The organism is Rhodoferax lacus (assembly GCF_003415675.1).
GTDB classification, from domain to species: Bacteria; Pseudomonadota; Gammaproteobacteria; order Burkholderiales; family Burkholderiaceae_C; genus Allorhodoferax; species Allorhodoferax lacus.
In genome coordinates, this window is the sequence record NZ_QFZK01000003.1 from 13,598 (window position 1) to 32,458 (window position 18,861).

The following is an 18,861-nucleotide window of genomic DNA, read 5'->3' on the forward strand; positions in this document are numbered from 1 at the left end:
TGAACCTCATGAACACTCTCCAACACATGGGCCTGACGGCACTGGCGGCATCCCTCGTGGCCTGCGGCTCCATGGCACCAAACTACGAGCGGCCTGCAGCCCCCGTGCCCGCACAATTCCCCGCCGCCCCCGTGGGTGCAGCCCCGGCAGGAACGGCTGCGGCCGACCTGCCCTGGCAAACCTTTTTTGCCGACGCACGCCTGCAAAAGCTGATTCAGATCGCGCTCGACAACAACCGCGATCTGCGCGTGGCCCTGCTCAACGTGGAACAGGCCCGCAGCCTGGTCGATGCCAGCAAAGCCAACCGCTGGCCCACGGTGAACGCCGGCCTGGGCCTGACACGCCAGACCGTGGGGGGTGGTGCCACTACCAGCAGCTATTCGGCCGGCCTGTTGGTAACGTCCTTTGAGGTCGATTTGTTTGACCGCTTGCGCAGCCAGTCCGACGCAGCCTTTTCGCAGTACCTGGCCAGCACCGAAGCCGGCCGGGCCGCGCAGATCAGCCTCATTGGCTCGGTGGCCAATACCTGGTTTGCCCTGCAAGCCGACACGGCCCTGGCCACACTGGCACAGCAAACCGTGAAGACGCGGGAAGAGTCGCAGGGCCTGTTCAAGCTGCGCTTTGACCAGGGTGCCAGTTCGCAACTGGACCTGAGCCAGGCCCAGTCCCTGTTGGAGGCCGCCCGGGTGAGCCTGGCGCAAAGCACGCGCCAGCGGCTGCTGGATGAAAACGCCTTGAACCTGCTGCTGGGCCAGACGGCGCCTGCTGATCTGATCGCAGCGGTGCCGCCGCCTGCGGCTCTGGCCGACCTGCCGGTGGGCTTGCCCTCAGAGGTGTTGTTGCGCAGGCCCGACGTGGTGCAGGCTGAGCAGCAACTGCTGGCCGCCAACGCCAACATCGGTGCCGCACGCGCCGCGTTCTTCCCGAAGATACTGCTCACCGCCAGCGCTGGCAGTGTCAGCAACGCATTGGCCGACCTGTTCAAGGACGGCACCTTTGGCTGGAGTCTGGCGCCGCAGTTGCTGCTGCCAATTTTTGATGCAGGACGCAACCAGGCCAATCTGGCCTCGGCCAAGGTGGCGCGCGAGGTGGCTGTGACCAACTATGAGAAGGCCATACAGTCGGCCTTCCGGGAAGTGGCTGACGCCTTGGCAGGCCGCGCCACCCTGGGCCAGCAACTCGCTGCCCTGCAGGCGCAAACGCGGGCTGAAGCAGAGCGCACCCAGTTGACCGGGCTGCGCTTCAAGAACGGCGCCAGCAGCTATCTGGAGGTGCTGGATGCCCAGCGTTCGCTGTTTGCCCTGCAGCAGGCCGAACTGCAGTTGACTAGCCAGGTCCAACAAAACCTGGCAACTCTCTACCGCGTATTGGGTGGTGGCTGGAAAGCAGCCGGGGAAAAATAGGCGCTTGCCTGCGGCTGCAAGACCAGCCGCAGGTCTTGGCGGGCCCAGTCTATTTCGATCCTGCTTCCAGCATCAGCAGGGCGTGGGGCTCCACGTCCAGCGCGTTGGCGAGGGTGACAAGAACCACCAGGGAAGGGTTGGCTGCGCCGGACTCGATCCGGCTCAGGTAGGTGCGAAAAATACCGCAGCGCTGTGCCAGTACCTCCTGTGACAGGCCTGCGCCTTTACGCAGGGCCCTGATCTTTTCGCCCACAATATTCTTGTAGTTAATTTCGTTCATATTTGATGCGCCGATCTGGCGACGGTTGCCAAGTTGGGAACACATTTATTCGCACATGATGCAAGGCGAGGCCCACAGCATACACATTGTGGGCAAGGTTGCTCGCTATGCACCATGGCGCACATAAAAATCACCGTCGAATCGATCGCCCAAGAATGCGCTCATACTCGCCAACAGCGCTTACGTGAAACTGAAGAAGGAAGACAAGATGTTCAAAGGTATTTTGCTGACCAAGACTGAGGGCGCCTATGCCGCCACGGTACAAAGCATTGACGACGCCGTGCTGGGCGAGGGCGACGTGACCGTCGGTGTCGAATGGTCCACGCTGAATTACAAGGACGGACTGGCCATTACCGGCAAGTCGCCCGTGGTGCGGCGCTTTCCGCTGGTGCCCGGCATTGACTTTGCGGGCACCGTCTACAGCAGCCAGAACCCGCGCTGGAAGGTGGGCGACAAGGTCATCCTGAACGGCTGGGGCGTGGGCGAGTCGCACAGCGGCGGGCTGGCGCAGACCGCGCGCGTCAAGGGCGACTGGCTGGTGGCCCTGCCTGCGGCCTTCAGCACCCGCCAGGCCATGGCCATAGGCACCGCAGGCTATACCGCCATGCTGTGTGTGATGGCGCTGGAAAAGCATGGCGTGAAGCCCGCCGACGGCGAGGTGCTGGTCACCGGCGCCAACGGCGGCGTGGGCAGCGTGGCCGTGTCCCTGCTGTCCAAGCTGGGCTACACGGTCACCGCCTCCACCGGGCGCCTGCAAGAGACGGCCTATTTGCAGTCGCTGGGTGCCAGCCACGTTATCGACCGCGCCGAACTATCGGCCCCCGGCAAGCCCATGGCCAAGGAACGCTGGGCCGCGGTGGTGGACAGCGTGGGCAGCCACACCCTGGCCAATGCCTGTGCGACTACCCGGTATGGCGGTGCGGTGGCCGCCTGCGGCCTGGCACAGGGCATGGATTTCCCCGGTTCGGTGGCGCCCTTCATTCTGCGCGGCATCACGCTCTACGGCATTGACAGCGTGATGGCACCGCTTGCCAAACGCGAAGAGGCCTGGGCCCGCTTGGCGCGCGACCTGGACGTGGCCAAGCTCGACGCGATCACCTCGGAGATTGCACTCGAAGACGCCATCGCCGTGGCCGCCGACCTGCTGGCCGGCAAGGTGCGCGGCCGCGTGGTGGTGAAGCCATAGACCAGCCCCAGGGCGAATCAGCCTACGCCTGGCTGCGTTTGCTGGTGTCGCTGGCGCTGATGACGATTGGCGGCAGCGGCATGTATGCCATTACCGTGGTGCTTCCGCGCATACAGCAGGAGTTTGGGGTGGGGCGCTCAGAGGCCTCGTTTCCGTACTCCGTCACCCTGGTTGGCTTTGGGCTGGGCGGCATTCTCATGGGGCGTCTGGCGGACCGCTTTGGTGTCATGGTGCCGGTGCTGGTGGGCGGTGTGGCGCTGGGCTGCGGCTTTTTGCTGGCGGGCTCTGCCCACAGCCTGTGGCAGTTCAATCTGGCGCAGGCCCTGCTGATCGGCCTGCTGGGCAGCTCGGCCACGTTTGCGCCGCTGGTGGCCGACACCTCGCAGTGGTTCAGCCGGCGCCGTGGCATTGCGCTGGCCATCTGCATGAGCGGCAATTACCTGGCCGGTGCGGTGTGGCCGCCGATTGCGCAGCACATGGTGGGCTTGTGGGGCTGGCGCGAGGCGTATGCCGCCATTGGCTACTTTTGCTTTGCCAGCATTCTGCCGCTGGCCTGGGTGCTCAAGCGCCGCGCGCCGGTGTTGTTGGCCGCCGTGGGCGCCGCTGCGCCTGCGGCCCCGGCTGCAGGTGCGCAGGGGCTGGCTGCACGCGCGGCCGTGTCCGAGCGGCCACTCAACCTGAACCCTTCACTGCTCACCGGCCTGCTCAGCGTGGCCGGTCTGTCCTGCTGCGTGGCCATGGCCATGCCCCAAGTCCACATCGTGGCCTATTGCAGCGACCTGGGCTTTGGCGCCACCGAGGGCGCGCAAATGCTCTCACTCATGCTGGGCGCGGGCATCGTCAGCCGTCTGGTGTCGGGCTGGATTTCCGATCGGCTGGGCGGGCTCATCACCCTGCTGATCGGCTCGCTGCTGCAACTGCTGGCGCTCACGCTGTTTCTGCCCTTCAAGGGCCTGGTGCCGCTGTATGTGATCTCGGGACTGTTTGGCCTGTTCCAGGGCGGCATCGTGCCCTGCTACGCGCTCATCGTGCGCGAGTACTTCCTGCCCCAGCAGGCCGGTGCGCGGGTGGGCACGGTGCTGATGGCCACGCTGTTTGGCATGGCGCTGGGGGGCTGGATGTCGGGTGCCATTTTTGACCTCACAGGCTCCTACCGCGCCGCCTTTTTGAATGGCATTGCCTTCAACCTGCTCAACGCCGCGGTGGTGGTGTTTTTGCTGCGCCGCGCCTGGCTGCTGGCCCTGGCCCATCCCGGCGACGGCTCGCGCCTGGGTGCTATCGTCGAATGCTTCAACCGGAAAACATAAATGCAATACAGAACACTGGGCCGCACGGGCTGGCAGGTCTCCACCATCAGCTTTGGCGCCTGGGCCATAGGCGGCACCTGGGGTGATGTGGATGACGCCGAATCCATGGGCGCGCTGCACCAGGCGCTGGACCTGGGTGTGAACTTCTTTGATACCGCCGACGTGTATGGCGACGGCCGCAGCGAGCGCCTGCTGGCGCGCCTGCGCAAAGAGCGCAGCGAGCCTTTTTATATTGCCACCAAGGCCGGGCGGCGCTTGAGTCCGCATGTGGCCGAGGGCTACAACCGCCAGAACCTGCGCGCCTTTGTGGAGCGCAGCCTGAGCAACCTGAACGTGGAAGCGCTGGACCTGCTGCAACTGCACTGCCCGCCCACGCCGGTGTACTACATGCCCGAAGTCTTTGGCGTGCTGGACGAACTGCAGCAAGAGGGCAAGCTGCGCCACTACGGCGTGAGCGTGGAGAAGGTGGAAGAGGCCCTCAAGGCCATCGAATTCCCCGGCGTGCAAAGCGTGCAGATCATCTACAACATACTGCGCCAGCGCCCCGCCGATTTGCTGTTTGAGCAAACCCAAAAGAAGGGCGTGGGCATTCTGGCGCGTCTGCCGCTTTCATCAGGCTTGCTGTCGGGCAAGATGACGGCACAGACCGCTTTTGCTGCGGATGACCACCGCCAGTTCAACCGCCAGGGCGAACAGTTCGACAAGGGTGAAACCTTCTCCGGGCTGGACTATGCCAAGGGGCTGGCCGCCGTGGAGGCCCTGCGCCCGCTGGTTCCTGCGGGAATGACCATGGCCCAGTTCGCCCTGCGCTGGCTCACCATGCACCCGGCCGTGACCTGCGCCATACCCGGCGGCAAGCGCGCAGCCCAGGTGGCCGACAACGTCAGCGCCGCGGACCTGCCGGCCTTGACCCCGGAGCAGATGCAGGCCGTGCAGACGGTTTATGAACAACACGCCAAGCCCTGGGTACACCAGGGCTGGTAACACGACAGAAGAGACACCTATGACGCACACACGCGAGACCGTCGGCTTTATCGGCCTGGGCCTGATGGGCCACGGCATGGCCAAGAATCTGGTGGACAAGGGCTATGCGCTGTCCATTTATGCACGCACCGCCAGTGCCGCCACAGCCGATTTGCAGCAACGCGGCGCCGTGCTGTGCGCCTCGGCCGCTGAGCTGGCGGCCCAGGCCTCGGTGGTGTTCCTGTGTGTTACGGGTTCGCGTGATGTGGAGACCCTCATACGCGGCCCGCAGGGGCTGAAGGCCGGGCTGCAGCCTGGCAGCGTGGTGGTGGACTGTTCCACCTCGGACCCGACCTCCACCACGGCGCTGGCCGCCGAGTTGGCGGCCGTGGGTGTGCACCTGGTGGATGCGCCCTTGAGCCGCACGCCCAAGGAAGCCTGGGCCGGCACGCTCGACACCATGGTGGGTGCCGATCTCGCCGTGTTCAAACGCATTGAGCCCCTGCTGCAGACCTGGGCGGGCCGCATCGTGCATGTGGGCGCCACGGGCACGGGCCACCGCATGAAGCTGATCAACAACTTTGTATCGCTGGGCTATGCCGCCCTGTATGCCGAGGCCCTGACCCTGGCGCAGGCCGTGGGCATCACGCCGGCCATGTTTGATGCGGTGATCCGCAACGGCCGCATGGACAACCTGTTCTACCAGACCTTCATGGAATACACCCTGAACGGCAACCGGGAGGCACACAAGTTCACCTTGACCAACGCCTTCAAGGACCTGCGTTACCTGGAGTCCATGGCCGATGACGCGGGGGTGTCCAATCCCCTGGGCAATGCTGTCAAGAACAGCTTTGGCATGGCCGTGAAGCAGGGCGGGCCGGACACCATGGTGCCCATGCTGCCGGAGCTGGTGGCAGGTCTGAGTGCGGTGGTGCTGGCGCCCGGGACGCGGCCAGTTGAGTGAGCGCTCAGGGTTCGCGTCGCAGGCGTGATTCGTACAGCGTGAGCAGGCCACCGGCCGTGCCGCAGGCGGCAATCAGGCCTATGCCCAGCAGCGACATGTGGTCCGGGATGTGGTCAAACATGAACCAGCCGCCCAGCATGGCAAAGCCGATTTGCAGGTACATATAGGGCATGAGCGTGGCAGCGGGGGCGCGCTCGAAGGCCATGATCATGAGCATATGCCCGGCAGCTCCGGCCAGGCCCATGACCAACAGGCCCAGCCACAGGGCCGGGTTGTCAATGGTGGTCCAGAACCAATACAGCGGAATGCTGGCCAGCAGTGCGCCCACCCAGCTGGTGTAGAACTGGGTGGTCATGGCGGCTTCGGTACGCGCCATTTTGCTGGTCAGCAACTGAAAACCGGCATTGGCCACCACCATCCCGAGGGGCAGCAGTATGTGCCAGCTGTAAAAATCCAGCGTACCGCCGCCGGGGCGCACGATGATGGCGGTTCCCGCAAAGCCGCCCAGCACCAGGGCCACGCGCATGGGCGATACATACTCGCCCAGCAGGCGTGCCGCCAGCAGCGTGACCAGCAAGGGCGTGGTCATGACAATGGCAGTGAACTCGCCCACCGGCATCACATGCAGGCTGGAAAATGCCAAGAGGGTCACCACCATCAGCAGCGCGCCGCGTGTGAGGTGCATCCCCAGGTTGTCCGTCTTCAAAACCGCCAAGCCTTTTTGGGGCAGTATCAGTGCCGAGGCCACCAGTGCCTGAAAGAAATAGCGGGCCCACACGGCCATCAGCAAAGGCGCACCGACGGTGACACGCTTGGTGGTGGTGTCCAGCACGGCAAAACAGGCCACCGCAGCAAGCAGCAGACCGATGCCAGCCAGGGTCCTGGCGTTGGTGGTCAAAGGGCGGGTGGAGCTAGCCGACGCGGCAGGGAGGGGCATTGTAGGGAGTGTAGCTCAGGGTAAACCCTAGGAAATGAACTTGGGGCTGCTAAGATAGGCGCCATTCCGCGCGCGAGGTACGGATCGCTCCTTCAGCCCAACATCCAGTCTATTCCAATATGCAAAGCCTTCATTTCGACGCCGACACCCTTTCCTCCAAAACCATGTCGGCAGAGGCCGCCGCAGCCCTGATACCTGCTGGCACCCATGTCGGCATGAGCGGCTTTACCGGGGCCGGTTACCCCAAGCTGGTACCCCAGGCCCTGGCAGACCGCATCAAGAAGCTGCATGCCGCGGGTGAGGATTTCCGCATCGGCCTGTGGACCGGCGCCTCCACAGCGTCGGAGCTGGATGGTGTGCTGGCCGAGGCCGATGGCATCTCCATGCGCCTGCCCTACCAGTCGGACCCGACGGTGCGCAAGCAGATCAATGCCGGGCAGATGCAGTACACCGACATCCACCTCTCCCATGTGGCGCAGTTGGCATGGTTTGGCTTTCTGGGCAAGCTCGATGTGGCGGTGGTGGAAGTGGCCGGTGTGCTGCCAGATGGCCGGTTGATTCCCAGCACCTCGATTGGCAACAACAAGACCTGGCTGCAGCTGGCAGACAAGATCATTCTGGAAGTCAATTCGCTGCAAAACCCCGGCCTCGAAGGCATGCACGACATTTACTACGGCACCCGCATTCCGCCCCAGCGCCAGCCCATCCCGCTGCTGCACGCGGGCGACCGCATTGGCCAGCCTTACCTGGAAGTCGACTGGAGCAAGGTGGTGGCCGTGGTGAAGACCCACCAGCCGGACCGCAACAGCGCCTTTGCCGCGCCGGACGAAAACTCGCAGCGCATCGCCAACCACATCATCGAATTCCTGTCGCAGGAAGTGGCGCTGGGCCACCTGCCCAAGGAACTGCTGCCCCTGCAGTCGGGCGTAGGCAATATTGCCAATGCCGTGCTCAGCGGCCTGAATGCGGGCCCGTTCGAGAACATGACCAGCTACACCGAGGTGCTGCAGGACGGCATGTTGGAGATGCTCAAGTCCGGCAAGCTCAGCATGGCCTCAGCCACGGCGCTGTCGTTCAGCCCAGACGCGCTCAAGGAGTTCAATGACAACATTGACTTCTACAGCAAGCGCATCGTGCTGCGCCCGCAGGAGATGAGCAACCACCCCGAGCTGGTGCGCCGCCTGGGCGTGATTGCCATGAACGCCATGATCGAGGCCGACATCTACGGCAACGTCAACAGCACCCACATCATGGGCACCAGCGTGATGAACGGCATTGGCGGCTCGGGTGACTTTGCCCGCAACGCCTACCTGTCCTTCTTCATGACGCCTTCCACTGCCAAGGACGGCTCCATCTCCTGCATCGTGCCCATGGTCTCTCATGTGGACCACACCGAGCACGATGTGGAAATCATCGTCACCGAGCAAGGCCTGGCCGACCTGCGCGGCCTCTCGCCCACCCAGCGCGCCCGCCTGGTGATCGAGAAGTGCGCCCACCCCGACTTCCGCCCCGCGCTGCGCGACTACTTTGAACGCGCCCTGGCCAGCAAGGGCGGCAAGCACACGCCGCATCTGCTGACCGAGGCCCTGTCCTGGCACAGCCGCTTTGTGGAGACCGGCTCCATGCTGGAAACCCAGGACCAGCCCGAGGCCCGGCGCGCCTGAGGGCTGTCACAATCAACGCCCGTCAACACGGTGTTGATTGGCAACCCGGAAACGCCCCCATGCAAGCCACCGACTCCACGCCCCCACAGCCCAGCGGCTCCCGGGGCCACAAAGGCTATTGGCGCGCCGCCACCTATTTCTGCCTGCTGCTGCTGGCGGTGGGTGCTACGGCCGGCGTCAGCATGTACGAGCAGTTTGTGGCGCAGATTCACGATCTGCAGCAAAAAGTGCAGCAAACCGCACAGCTGCAGTACGTGGCCGTGCTGATGGATGACAAGGGCGAGCCTGCCATGCTGGTGACGCAGGAGTTTGGTCAGCCCTATTTGCAGTTGCAACGCCTCAACAGCGTGGTGGAAGGGCAGGAGGACAGCATGCAACTCTGGGCCCTGCCCGCCAGCGGCACCGCGCAGTCTTTGGGCGTTTTGCCGCCCAAGCTCAAAACCCTGCGCCTGCCCGCCACGGCCAGCGCCCTGGATGCCGTGTCCAAACTGGGCATGAGCGTGGAAGCCCGGGGCGGCGTGACGCAGGCCCAGGGGCCGCGCCTGCCCTATCTTTTGACGGGCAGCGTCATCCGCAAGGCGCTCTGAGGCCTTCTATTGGGCAGCTTGCCGGGGCTGCCACTTCACAGCCTGAGATCAACTATTTTTAAAAATATTAAAAATAGGCCTAAATAACCCCCTAAATCTGCCGTTATCAAAGGTACGTCCACCTAAAAAAGTAACCGGAGAGGCCTGGAGCCTGAACCAAAGTGTCGCTGCCATCCATTGAACGAAGCCCGAATTTGCGCCCTGTGGTTGCGGACGTGGTGCCGTCAAAGGCTGGCGCCATCATTCCGGTCGCTCCCGTCAATCCCGGTGTGGAGGCCAGCCCTCCGCTGACTCCCACCCCCAGCGTGGTGAACCATGTGAACCCGGCGCTGCAGTCCAGTTTGCAGGCGCGACCCTACGAGGGGGAACCCACCTACACCAGCGTGGCCGACCCGGTAAAGCGCAGCGCCTCCAGCCAGCAGGTCCCCCATGACTGGGCAGCACACCAGCCCGCTGCCGAAAAAGTGGAAACACCACCCCAGAAGCCGATCTCGCAAGTGCTGCTGGACAACCTGAAGTCCATGTGGACCGCCAGCGCCAGTGCCATACAGGTGGAGCAGGTCAGCAACCAGCTCACCCGCACCACGCCCACGGAGCCCACCCAGATCCCGGGCGATCTGGCCAAGCAGCTGCTGGTTTATCAGCCCAACAAAATCAAGAAAAACGAGAAGTTGTAGCCCCCACGGTCGCGCACTGCGTGTCGCTTCCTGCCCCCCAAGGGGGCCGCATTTTGCCTTGGGGCGGCCCGGCGGCAAAACATAGCCCCCACGGTCGCCCACTTCGTGTGGCTCCCTGCTTGCGGCGCGCCCATGCCCTAACATGGCGGCCATGCACACCACTGCCCTTGTACTTTTTTCCGGTGGACAAGACTCCACCACCTGCCTGGCCCATGCCCTGTCGCGCTACGAGCGCGTGGAGACCGTGGCCTTTGACTACGGCCAGCGCCACCATGTGGAGCTGGATGCGCGCCTGAACGTGCTGCGTGAGATGCGCCAGCAGTTCCCAGCCTGGGCGGCCAAGCTGGGCGAAGACCATTTGCTGGATCTGTCCATGCTGGGTCAGGTGAGCGAAACCTCGTTGACCCGCGACACCGCCTTCCAGATGGAAGCCAACGGCCTGCCCAACACCTTCGTGCCGGGGCGCAACCTGCTGTTTCTCACCCTGGCGGCCGCCCTGGCCTACCGGCGCGGGCTGCAGGTGCTGGTAACGGGCGTGTGCGAGACCGACTACTCTGGCTACCCCGACTGCCGCGACGACACCATGAAGGCCATGCAGCTGGCCCTGTCACTCGGCATGGACCAGCGCTTTCTGATCGAGACGCCGCTGATGTGGATAGACAAGGCAGCCACCTGGGAGATGGCACAGGAGCTAGGTGAAAAGACCGGCCAAAAAGGTGGCGGCCAGGCCCTGGTGGACTTGATCGTGGAGCACACCCACACCTGCTACCTGGGCGACCGCACCCACCGCCAGGCCTGGGGCTATGGCTGCGGCACCTGCCCGGCCTGCGAACTGCGGGCCCGGGGTTATGCGGGTTTTTCGACCAAGCGGAACCTGGCCTCGCCACCCTCAGCCTGAGGCTCCAGCACCCAGCGCCGCTGGTGAAAAGCGGCCACGCCGGGGCGGTGGGCAATCGACACCAGGCCGCCCTGGCGCTGGGCCACCAGAGCGGTCAGGCGCTGGTACAGCGTGGCCTCGGACGCCTCATCGAGCGCGCTGGTGGCCTCGTCGGCAAACACCCATTTTGGTTTTTTCAGCAGCACGCGCGCAAAGGCCAGGCGCTGCTGCTCGCCGCCCGAGAGCTTCTGGCTCCAGGCGTCATTGCGGTCCAGTTGGTCGGCCAGATGCGGCAGCATGGCTTCCACCAGCGCCTGGCTGAGTTGGGCATCGGTGTGCGTGCTGGCGGCCTGCGGGTAGGCCAGGGCATCGCGCAGCGGGCCGTCCGGAAAGTAGGGGCGCTGTGGCAGGAACATGGCATCGGCGCCGCGCTCCACCGTGCCGCTGGCAAAGGGCCAGATGCCCGCCAGGCTTTTGAACAGGGTGGACTTGCCGCTGCCCGAAGGGCCGCTGAGCAGCACCGTGTCACCCGCCTTGGCCTGCAGCTGCGTGTGGGCCAGCAGCACCGCGCCCGTGGGCAGACAGACGTTCAGGTCGTCGGCCCGCACGGCAACGTCTGCCGGCGCGGTGACGGCATCGGCCACCGGTGCCACTGCCTGAAAAGCAGCCTCAAAACTGGTCAGCCGGTCGGTGGTGGCACGCCAGGTCGCCAGACTGCTATAGCTGTCCACAAACCAGCTGAGTGCCCCTTGCACCTGGCCAAAGGCGCTGGAGATCTGCATCAGCTCACCCAACTGGATGGCGCCGCTGAAAAAACGCGGTGCAGCCACCAGAAACGGGAAGACGGTGGCGGCCTGGCCAAAAAAGCTGTTGAACCAGATCAACCGCTTTTGCGCGCGGATCAGCGCCAGGTAGTTGGCCAGCACGCGGCCAAAGCGCAGCTCCAGCTGGGCTTTTTCTACCGTCTCGCCCCGGTCCAGGGCGATGGATTCGCTGTACTCGCGTACCCGCAACAGGCGGTGGCGGAAATCGGCCTCCACCTTTTGTTGCTGGAAGTTCAGTGCGATCTGCGGGCGGCCAATGTAATGGGTCAGCACGCTGCCCACCACGCTGTAGAGCAGGGCCATCCAGACCATGAAGCCGGGGATGACGTATTCGCTGCCCTGGACGTGAAACGTGAAGCCGCCCGAGAGCGCCCACAGAATGCCCACAAAGCTGCCCAGGGTGACCACCGAATTCAGCAGCCCCATGGAGAGCGAGAGTGTGGAGCCGGTGAAGCTGCCGATGTCTTCCTGGATACGCTGGTCCGGGTTGTCGGGTACCTGGCCTTGGCCATTGCCGGGGGTGTAACGCGCCAGCTCAAAGCGGTAAAACGCCTGGTCCTTCAACCAGCGCTGCAGGTAGTGGCTGGTCATCCAGGCGCGCCAGCGCATCTCCAGCAACTGCGTCAAATAAAACTTGTAGACCGCAATCACGATGAAAGCAAAGGCCAGGTAGGTGAACCGCCCGAGTTGCTCCCAGAACACGGCGGCATTCTTGTCCTGCAGGGAGTCGTAGAACAGCTTGTTCCAGTCATTGAACAGCACGCTCATGTACACCAGCGCCAGGTTGAGCGCCACGATGGCTGCCAGCAGGCCGCGCGCCTGCCATTTGTGCTCGGAGGAAAAGTAGGGCTTGGACAGGGCCCAGACGCGCTGCGTTTGCTGTTTGGTGGCGGCCCATTTGCCGGCCAGGGTGTCGGTCGACGGCCCGCTGGACGGACTTGGCGTGCTGCTAATGGAGTTGGTGGACATGCCGGTGATCCCTGACTGTGTACGTGGGCGCGATGTTAGCCGCTGCCAAAGGCAAGGGCGTGTGGAGGGGCTGTTGCCACCGTGGGGTTCAGGTGCGCATCAGCCCGTCCAGCGCCGCATCCCAGGCGAAGCCGGGGAACATGCGCTCCAGTTCAGAGTTGCCCAGGCCTTGGGTACTGCGCAGCACATGCGCCAGCACGCCGCGGAAATCGTGGTGCACCGGCAGGTCACGCCCCTCGTGCAGATTGCCCTGCGCCAGGCCGCTCCAGTTTCCGTGCCAGCGCCCGCCCTGCACGCGGTTGCCCAAGAGCCACAGGGCATTGCCGTGGCCGTGGTCTGTACCGCGTGTGCCGTTTTCGGCGCTGGTGCGGCCAAACTCGCTGCACACCACGATCACATCGTTGGGCTGTGAAAAGTCGCGCCGCAGTTGCACCAATGCAGCGGCCAGGTTGCCCAGGTTGTTGGCCAGTGCGCCCGTGGCGGCACCCTGGTTGGCATGGGTGTCCCAGCCACCGGCGGACAGAAAGCCCAGGCGCAGTTGGCGGTCGCGGCGCATCAGGGTGCCCAGATGCTGCGCGTCCAGCAACAGGCCCTGGGCCGATCCTGCACCGTTGTTGGCGGCCTGCATTTCTTTGGTGTTCATGCCGGTATCCGCCATGTCGGCACTCAGGGTCTGGGCGGTTTGCATGCGGCTCTGGGCCCCGGCCCGGAAGGCCTGCGACAGGCCGTCCTGCCCGGCGTAGAGCTGCATCACGGCATCGTGTGTGCGGGCATCGCCCAGGGCGCCCTGGCGCGTGGCGGCCTGGCCACGTGGCACCAGTTGCACCATTGCCGGGCCCGAGAGGATTTGCGGATTGGCTTCGCCCACGCCCAGTGCTGCGGCCTGTGTTTTGTCTGAGGCTGTGCGCAGGCTGGCCAAGGCGTTGAGCCAGCCAGTGGCTGCGCCGCTGTGGCCTGGCCTGCCGATTTCCCATTGGTGCTGGGCATCGAAGTGGGAGCGTGTAGGGTCGGGCGATCCAGCGGCTGGAATCACCGCCAGCACACCCTGTTGCCACAGCGGCTGCAGGGCGGACAGGGCAGGGTGCAGGCCAAAGGTGTCATCCAGCCTGAGCGTGGTTAGTGCCGTGCCGTCGGGGGCGGCAATGGCAATGGTGGGACGCATGGCGTAGTAGCTGCGGTCGCCGTGCGGCACCAGGGCCGAGAGGCCGTCATAGGCACCGCGCAAAAACACCACTACCAGGCGGCCATCGCTTGCGCTGCCTTGGCCCTGTGCCCAGGCCATGGGTGCGGCCCAGGCGCTGCCCGCGGCCAGGAGGGTGGAGAGGAACTGCCGGCGCGGCAGGTGCGTGGGTTGCATGGGCAAGTGCTGGAAGGACTTGGGGTGCTGGAGGTCTTGGGAATCGGGCATGGTGTGCCTCCGCTTATTTGTACATGAACTCGGGGCTGGCCAGCAGCAGGCCGTTCTGCAAGCCCGGCTTTTGGCGTGCCACGGTGTCCAGCGTGGCCGCGCCAAGGTAGGGCCGCAAAAAATCCAGGTCGCCGCCCAGCTTGCCCAGGGCCAGGGCGTAGTCGGCGCGGCGCGTCAGGGCTTCGGGCGCGAGCCAGGTGGCGGCATCGGTCTTGTAGCCGTCCGGCGTTTGCCAGCCGTGCAGGGGCTGGCCGGCGTTGTTCAAAAAGCCTAGGGTCAGCAGCAGGGCACGGCGGTCTGGCGCGGCACCGGTGGCGGTCAGGGCCGAGCAGGCAAAGTCCATGGGCGTCTTGAACAGGCGGTTGGCCGGGTCCCAGAACTCGGGCGATTGCACCAGGGTTTGCAGCCACACTTTGATGTCGCCCTGGCTGTCCAGAAAGGTCTTGCTCAAGCGCTGGACCAGCGCCGGCGATGGTTGGTCGGCCACAAAAAACTGCGCCAGCCGCAGGCTCAGGCGCCGGGCCGTTTGCGGTTGGCGCGCCAGCATGCGGATGGCCTGCTCGCCCTCGGCTTCGCCCCGGCCCAACAGGCCTTCCGGGTAGCTGTGGCCCAGCACGCGCTTGTTGCCACCGTCATGCGTGCGCAGGGCAAAGCGGAAGCCGTCTGCTGCATTGGGCCCCACGGTCCAGCCGGTGAGCACGCGCGCGAGTTCGTGCACATCGTTCTGCGTGTAGCCGCCGTCCACCCCCAGGGTGTGCAGCTCCATCAGTTCGCGGGCGTAGTTTTCATTCAGGCCGCGGGTGCTGCCCTGCGCACCGCGCGTGCCATTGGCCACGCTTTGCGCCTGGTCCAGGTAATGCAGCATGGCTGGATGGCGCGCGCTGGCCAGCAGCAGGTCTTCAAACTTTCCCAAGGCATGGGCGCGCGCCACGTGGATCAGGTAGTGGCCCACAAAGGGCCGCACGGCGCCCTTGCCGATATAGACGTTGAGGTGGTTGAACCAGAACTCGGTCATGCGGGCGAGCAGGATGTTCTCCTGCGCGGGCTGGCTGCTGGCCTGCAGGCGCCAGACGGCCGTCTTCTCAATCATGCTGCGGTTGAAGTTCTGTGGCTCGGCGGGAACCGAGAAGTCCAGGCGCTGGCGTGCGTCCATGTTGGGCGTATCTGCTGTGCTGGCATTTTTTTCGGCGGTGTCGCCCGTGGCCTTCAGGCTGGCGCGGGCCTGGCGTTCGCGTTGTGCGCCCACAAAGATCTGCGGCAATGGGGCGTTGATGTCCTGCAGCTCAGCGGACAGCATGGGCGCGGACTGGCTGGCACGCTGGGCTGTGTCGATCTGCTGCAGGGCCCAGGCACGCGGGTTGCTGGCGGCCTGCAGCTCCTGGACCAGGCTGGCCGTGGGGCCATAGCCCAGGCGGGACAGCACGCGCCACTGTTCTGCAACCACCCGGTCCACTGCAGCAGCTGTGCCGCCTGGCAATCCTGCGGGCGGTGCGGCCATGGGTGCTTGCGCGGGGGGCTGCGCCCAGCCAGCAAGTGCCACGCCACCGGTGGCCAGAGCGGCACAGCGTGCGATGGTTTGCAGGGCCTGGCGTCGGTGCAGAGTGGGCGGGGCTTGGAGTCGCATTTTGTGTGGTTCCGCAGTGATGGGACAGTGTGCCATTGCCCAACGCCAACGAAGCAGCTTGCGACGACCATTGGCCCCCGTCTTTACCTGCTCTTTGTGATTCGTTGCAGGAGTCACGCTGGCGGGCGCATGGCCATGCCCGTGTTGCGCCTAATCCGCGTTGCGCGTGCCGCTGGCCACATGGCCGCTGGGAACGTGGCGGGCGGCGGATTCGATGTGGCCGGTCTGGTCGTCAAAGAAGAAGTCGGGCTCGAACTCGCGCAGGAACTCCCCCTTGTCCAGCCCGCCCAGAAACATGGCTTCATCCACCTCGATGTTCCAGTCCATCAGCGTGCGGATGGCGCGCTCGTGCGCCGGGGCGCTGCGCGCAGTGACCAGGGCGGTGCGTATGCGCATGTGCGGAATCTCGGCCTGCTGCATGCGGTGTAGCGCCACCAGCAGGGGCTTGAACGGGCCATCGGGCAGGGGCAGGGTGACCTTGTCCATCTCGTGCTGCTGGAAGGCGTTGAGGCCCTGGTTCTGGTAGACCAGTTCGGCCTCGTCGCTGAAGAGCACGGCGTCGCCGTCAAAGGCAATGCGCACTTCGCCCGGGTGCGCCTGGCTGGCATGGGCCGAGTGCGGGTAGACCTGGGCGGCGGGCACACCGGCGTTGAGGGCCGCACGCACATCGCTCAGGTGGGTGCTCAGGAACAGGTTGGCGTGCAGGGGTTTCAGGTAGCGCCAGGGCGCCTCACCGCGGGTGAACGAGCAGCGGATGATGGGCAGCTCGTAGTACTGCGCCGAACGCATCACGCGCAGGCCGCTGACCGGGTCGTTGCGCGAGAGGATGACCACCTCCACCCGCTGTGAAGGCGTCTCGTTGAAGGCCAGCAGTTTCTTCACGAGCGAGAAAGCCACGCCGGGCTTGGCCGGAATGTCCAGGCGCTCGCGCTGCAACTGCATGTAGGCGCGGTCGTCGCCTTGCTCAAACACCTGGTTCTCTTCTTCAAAGTTGAAGAGGGCGCGGCTGGAAATGGCCACCACCAATCGTCCGTCGAGATTCATGGCCATGGCGTGGTTCCTTTTGAAAAATTATTGCTGGAGGAACATGCGGTAGACCGGATTGGCGGTCTCTTCCACATAGGGATAGTCCAGCGTCTGCAGGAACTTGGCAAAGGCCTTGTCATCGGCTTTGGGCACCTGCAGGCCCACCAGGATGCGGCCGTAGTCTGCGCCCTGGTTGCGGTAGTGGAACAGGCTGATGTTCCAGCCCGGGCGCATCAGGCTCAGGAACTTCATCAACGCGCCGGGCCGCTCGGGGAAGACAAAGCGCAACAGGCGCTCCTCGTGCACCAGGGGCGAGCTGCCGCCCACCATGTGGCGTATGTGTTCCTTGGCCAGTTCGTCGTGCGTCAGGTCCAGGGTCTGGAAGCGGTGCTTGTTGAAGTTGGCGGCAATCTTGGTGGACTCGCCCTTGCCATGGGTGGTCAGGCCTACAAACACATGGGCTTTTTTGGAATCGCTCATGCGGTAGTTGAATTCGGTGACGCTGCGCGCTGCACCGGGCAATTCGCCAATCAGCTCGCAAAAGCGTTTGAAGCTGCCGCGCTCTTCGGGGATGGTCACAGCAAACAGGGCCTCGCGCTCCTCGCCCACTTCGGCGCGTTCGGCCACGAAGCGCAGGCGATCGAAGTTCATATTGGCGCCGCACAGGATGGCGCCATAGGTTTCGCCTTTGGTCTTGTGCTTGTCCACATACTGCTTGATGGCCGCCACGGCCAGGGCCCCACTGGGCTCCACAATGCTGCGCGTGTCCACAAAGATGTCCTTGATGGCGGCGCACACCGCGTCGGTGTCCACGATGATGAATTCATCCACCAGGCCCTTGGCCACGCGGAAGGTTTCCTCGCCAACCAGCTTCACCGCCGTGCCGTCCGAGAACAGGCCCACATCGGGCAGGGTGACGCGCTTCTTGGCACTGACCGACTGCGCCATGGCATCCGAGTCGTTCATCTGCACGCCAATCACCTTGATGCGCGGGTCCACCGCCTTGATGTAATTGGCCACGCCCGACACCAGCCCGCCCCCACCAATGGCCACAAACACGGCGTCCAGCCGCGCACCCTTCAAGGCGCCTTCCTGGCCGCTGAGGGTCTGCACCTGGCGCAGCATTTCCATGGCAATCGTGCCCTGGCCGGCAATCACATCCGGGTCGTCAAAGGGGTGCACAAAGGTCAGGCCCTGTTTCTTCTGCAGCAACAGGGCGTGGTTGAAGGCGTCGGTGTAGCTGTCGCCAAACAGCACCACCTCGCCGCCAAAGCCGCGCACCGCATCCACCTTCACCTGCGGTGTGGTGGTGGGCATGACGATCACCGCCCGCGTGCCCAGCTTGGTGGCACTCAGGGCCACGCCCTGGGCGTGGTTGCCAGCCGAGGCGCAGATCACGCCCTTCTTCAATTGCTCCGGCGATAGGTGCGCCATCTTGTTGTAGGCCCCGCGCAATTTGAAGCTGCGCACCGACTGCTGGTCTTCGCGCTTGAGCAGCACCATGTTGTGGATGCGTTTGCTCAAAATCTTGGCGGGCTCCAGCGCGGACTCTCGCGCCACGTCATAGACACGGGCGGTCAGGATCTTTTTCAGGTAGTCGGCGGGGGTGAGGTGTTTGCGTTTCGGAGTGGTCATAGCGGGCTCAATACAGCCTTGCATGATAATCCCGCCTCATTCGGCGCCGTTGCGCGCTGCTCTCACCAAGGATGAAGAACATGGAATGCACAGTCAGTTGGACCGGGGCCCTGGGTACACGCTCGGGGATGGGTTTTGTGGCCGAAACCGGCAGTGGCCACACCCTGATGATGGATGGCGCACCCGATGCCGCCAAGCCTGAGAACGGTGGCCAGAACCTGGCGCCGCGACCCATGGAAACCGTGCTGGCCGGCACCGGTGGCTGCACCGCCTATGACGTGGTACTGATCCTCAAACGCGGTCGCCATAACGTGCAGGGTTGCAGCGTCAAGCTCACCTCTGAGCGTGCCGAGGTGGACCCCAAGGTGTTTACCAAGATCCACATGCACTTCACTGTCAGTGGCAAGGGCTTGCCCGCTGCGGCGGTAGAGCGCGCCATAGCCATGAGCCACGAGAAATATTGTTCGGCCAGCATCATGCTGGCCAAGACGGCCGAGATCAGCACCAGCTTCGACCTGCTGGAGGTCTGA

At 64.5% G+C, this 18,861-nt stretch carries 17 protein-coding genes; 10 read left to right on the forward strand and 7 right to left on the reverse strand.

The features are described 5' to 3' along the window. Nucleotides 1-8: 8 nt before the first annotated feature. On the forward strand, nt 9-1,403 hold the full coding sequence (locus DIC66_RS06225) for an efflux transporter outer membrane subunit (protein WP_117175860.1): 1,395 nt from the start codon (nt 9-11) through the stop codon (nt 1,401-1,403). Between the two features lie 49 nt (nt 1,404-1,452). Here the strand turns inward: DIC66_RS06225 and DIC66_RS06230 are convergent, their stop codons facing one another. After that, nucleotides 1,453-1,683 (reverse strand): helix-turn-helix domain-containing protein, encoded by a 231-nt coding sequence (locus DIC66_RS06230; protein ID WP_117175172.1) that lies wholly within the window; start codon nt 1,681-1,683, stop codon nt 1,453-1,455. A 208-nt stretch (nt 1,684-1,891) separates the two neighbouring features. On the opposite strand from DIC66_RS06230, the gene acuI reads away from it, so the two are divergent. Genes acuI through DIC66_RS06250 form a run of 4 tightly spaced genes read left to right on the forward strand, consistent with a single transcriptional unit; the run spans nt 1,892 to nt 6,103 of the window. Further along, entirely contained in the window at nt 1,892-2,869 is a 978-nt protein-coding gene (gene acuI / locus DIC66_RS06235) for an acrylyl-CoA reductase (NADPH) (RefSeq protein ID WP_117175862.1), read from the forward strand. A 41-nt stretch (nt 2,870-2,910) separates the two neighbouring features. Further along, on the forward strand, nt 2,911-4,176 hold the full coding sequence (locus DIC66_RS06240) for an MFS transporter (protein ID WP_233505829.1): 1,266 nt from the start codon (nt 2,911-2,913) through the stop codon (nt 4,174-4,176). Then, entirely contained in the window at nt 4,177-5,160 is a 984-nt protein-coding gene (locus DIC66_RS06245; RefSeq protein WP_117175174.1) for an aldo/keto reductase, read from the forward strand. Between the two features lie 19 nt (nt 5,161-5,179). Continuing rightward, nucleotides 5,180-6,103 carry an NAD(P)-dependent oxidoreductase gene (locus tag DIC66_RS06250; RefSeq protein ID WP_117175176.1) on the forward strand — a complete coding sequence of 308 codons (924 nt, stop codon included), beginning with the start codon at nt 5,180-5,182 and terminating at the stop codon, nt 6,101-6,103. 4 nt (nt 6,104-6,107) lie between these two features. Here DIC66_RS06250 and DIC66_RS06255 read toward each other — a convergent pair whose 3' ends face one another. Continuing rightward, a complete protein-coding gene (locus DIC66_RS06255) occupies nt 6,108-7,001 on the reverse strand; it encodes a DMT family transporter (RefSeq protein ID WP_233505808.1) in 894 nt (297 codons plus the stop codon). A 158-nt stretch (nt 7,002-7,159) separates the two neighbouring features. Here DIC66_RS06255 and DIC66_RS06260 point away from each other — a divergent pair, with 158 nt between their 5' ends. The 4 genes from DIC66_RS06260 to queC all read left to right on the forward strand — a co-directional run bounded on the left by DIC66_RS06260 (nt 7,160) and on the right by queC (nt 10,866). Further along, complete coding sequence (locus tag DIC66_RS06260) at nt 7,160-8,704, forward strand: acetyl-CoA hydrolase/transferase family protein (RefSeq protein WP_117175180.1); 1,545 nt, start codon at nt 7,160-7,162, stop codon at nt 8,702-8,704. Nucleotides 8,705-8,763: 59 nt separating this feature from the next. Further along, nucleotides 8,764-9,291: an anti-sigma factor gene (locus tag DIC66_RS06265; RefSeq protein WP_117175182.1), complete on the forward strand. Its 528-nt coding sequence runs from the start codon at nt 8,764-8,766 to the stop codon at nt 9,289-9,291. Between the two features lie 194 nt (nt 9,292-9,485). After that, complete coding sequence (locus DIC66_RS06270) at nt 9,486-9,968, forward strand: hypothetical protein (protein WP_117175184.1); 483 nt, start codon at nt 9,486-9,488, stop codon at nt 9,966-9,968. Nucleotides 9,969-10,119: 151 nt separating this feature from the next. After that, nucleotides 10,120-10,866, forward strand: coding sequence for a 7-cyano-7-deazaguanine synthase QueC (queC, locus tag DIC66_RS06280; RefSeq protein WP_117175188.1), 747 nt, complete (start codon nt 10,120-10,122; stop codon nt 10,864-10,866). Here the strand turns inward: queC and DIC66_RS06285 are convergent. The 5 genes from DIC66_RS06285 to ilvA all read right to left on the reverse strand — a co-directional run bounded on the left by DIC66_RS06285 (nt 10,815) and on the right by ilvA (nt 18,331). Further along, nucleotides 10,815-12,638, reverse strand: coding sequence for an ABC transporter ATP-binding protein/permease (locus tag DIC66_RS06285; RefSeq protein ID WP_117175190.1), 1,824 nt, complete (start codon nt 12,636-12,638; stop codon nt 10,815-10,817). The two genes, queC and DIC66_RS06285, sit on opposite strands and share 52 nt — an antisense overlap. 88 nt (nt 12,639-12,726) lie before the next feature. Beyond that, nucleotides 12,727-14,046 (reverse strand): DUF1501 domain-containing protein, encoded by a 1,320-nt coding sequence (locus tag DIC66_RS06290; protein ID WP_117175192.1) that lies wholly within the window; start codon nt 14,044-14,046, stop codon nt 12,727-12,729. Between the two features lie 13 nt (nt 14,047-14,059). Then, complete coding sequence (locus DIC66_RS06295) at nt 14,060-15,670, reverse strand: DUF1800 domain-containing protein (RefSeq protein WP_158558854.1); 1,611 nt, start codon at nt 15,668-15,670, stop codon at nt 14,060-14,062. A gap of 150 nt (nt 15,671-15,820) precedes the next feature. Then, nucleotides 15,821-16,720, reverse strand: coding sequence for a 5'-nucleotidase (locus tag DIC66_RS06300; protein WP_117175196.1), 900 nt, complete (start codon nt 16,718-16,720; stop codon nt 15,821-15,823). A gap of 21 nt (nt 16,721-16,741) precedes the next feature. Further along, entirely contained in the window at nt 16,742-18,331 is a 1,590-nt protein-coding gene (ilvA, locus tag DIC66_RS06305; RefSeq protein ID WP_117175198.1) for a threonine ammonia-lyase, biosynthetic, read from the reverse strand. An 80-nt stretch (nt 18,332-18,411) separates the two neighbouring features. Between ilvA and DIC66_RS06310 the strand changes: the two genes are divergently transcribed. Beyond that, nucleotides 18,412-18,861, forward strand: a complete 450-nt coding sequence (locus DIC66_RS06310) for an OsmC family protein (protein ID WP_117175866.1) — start codon at nt 18,412-18,414, stop codon at nt 18,859-18,861.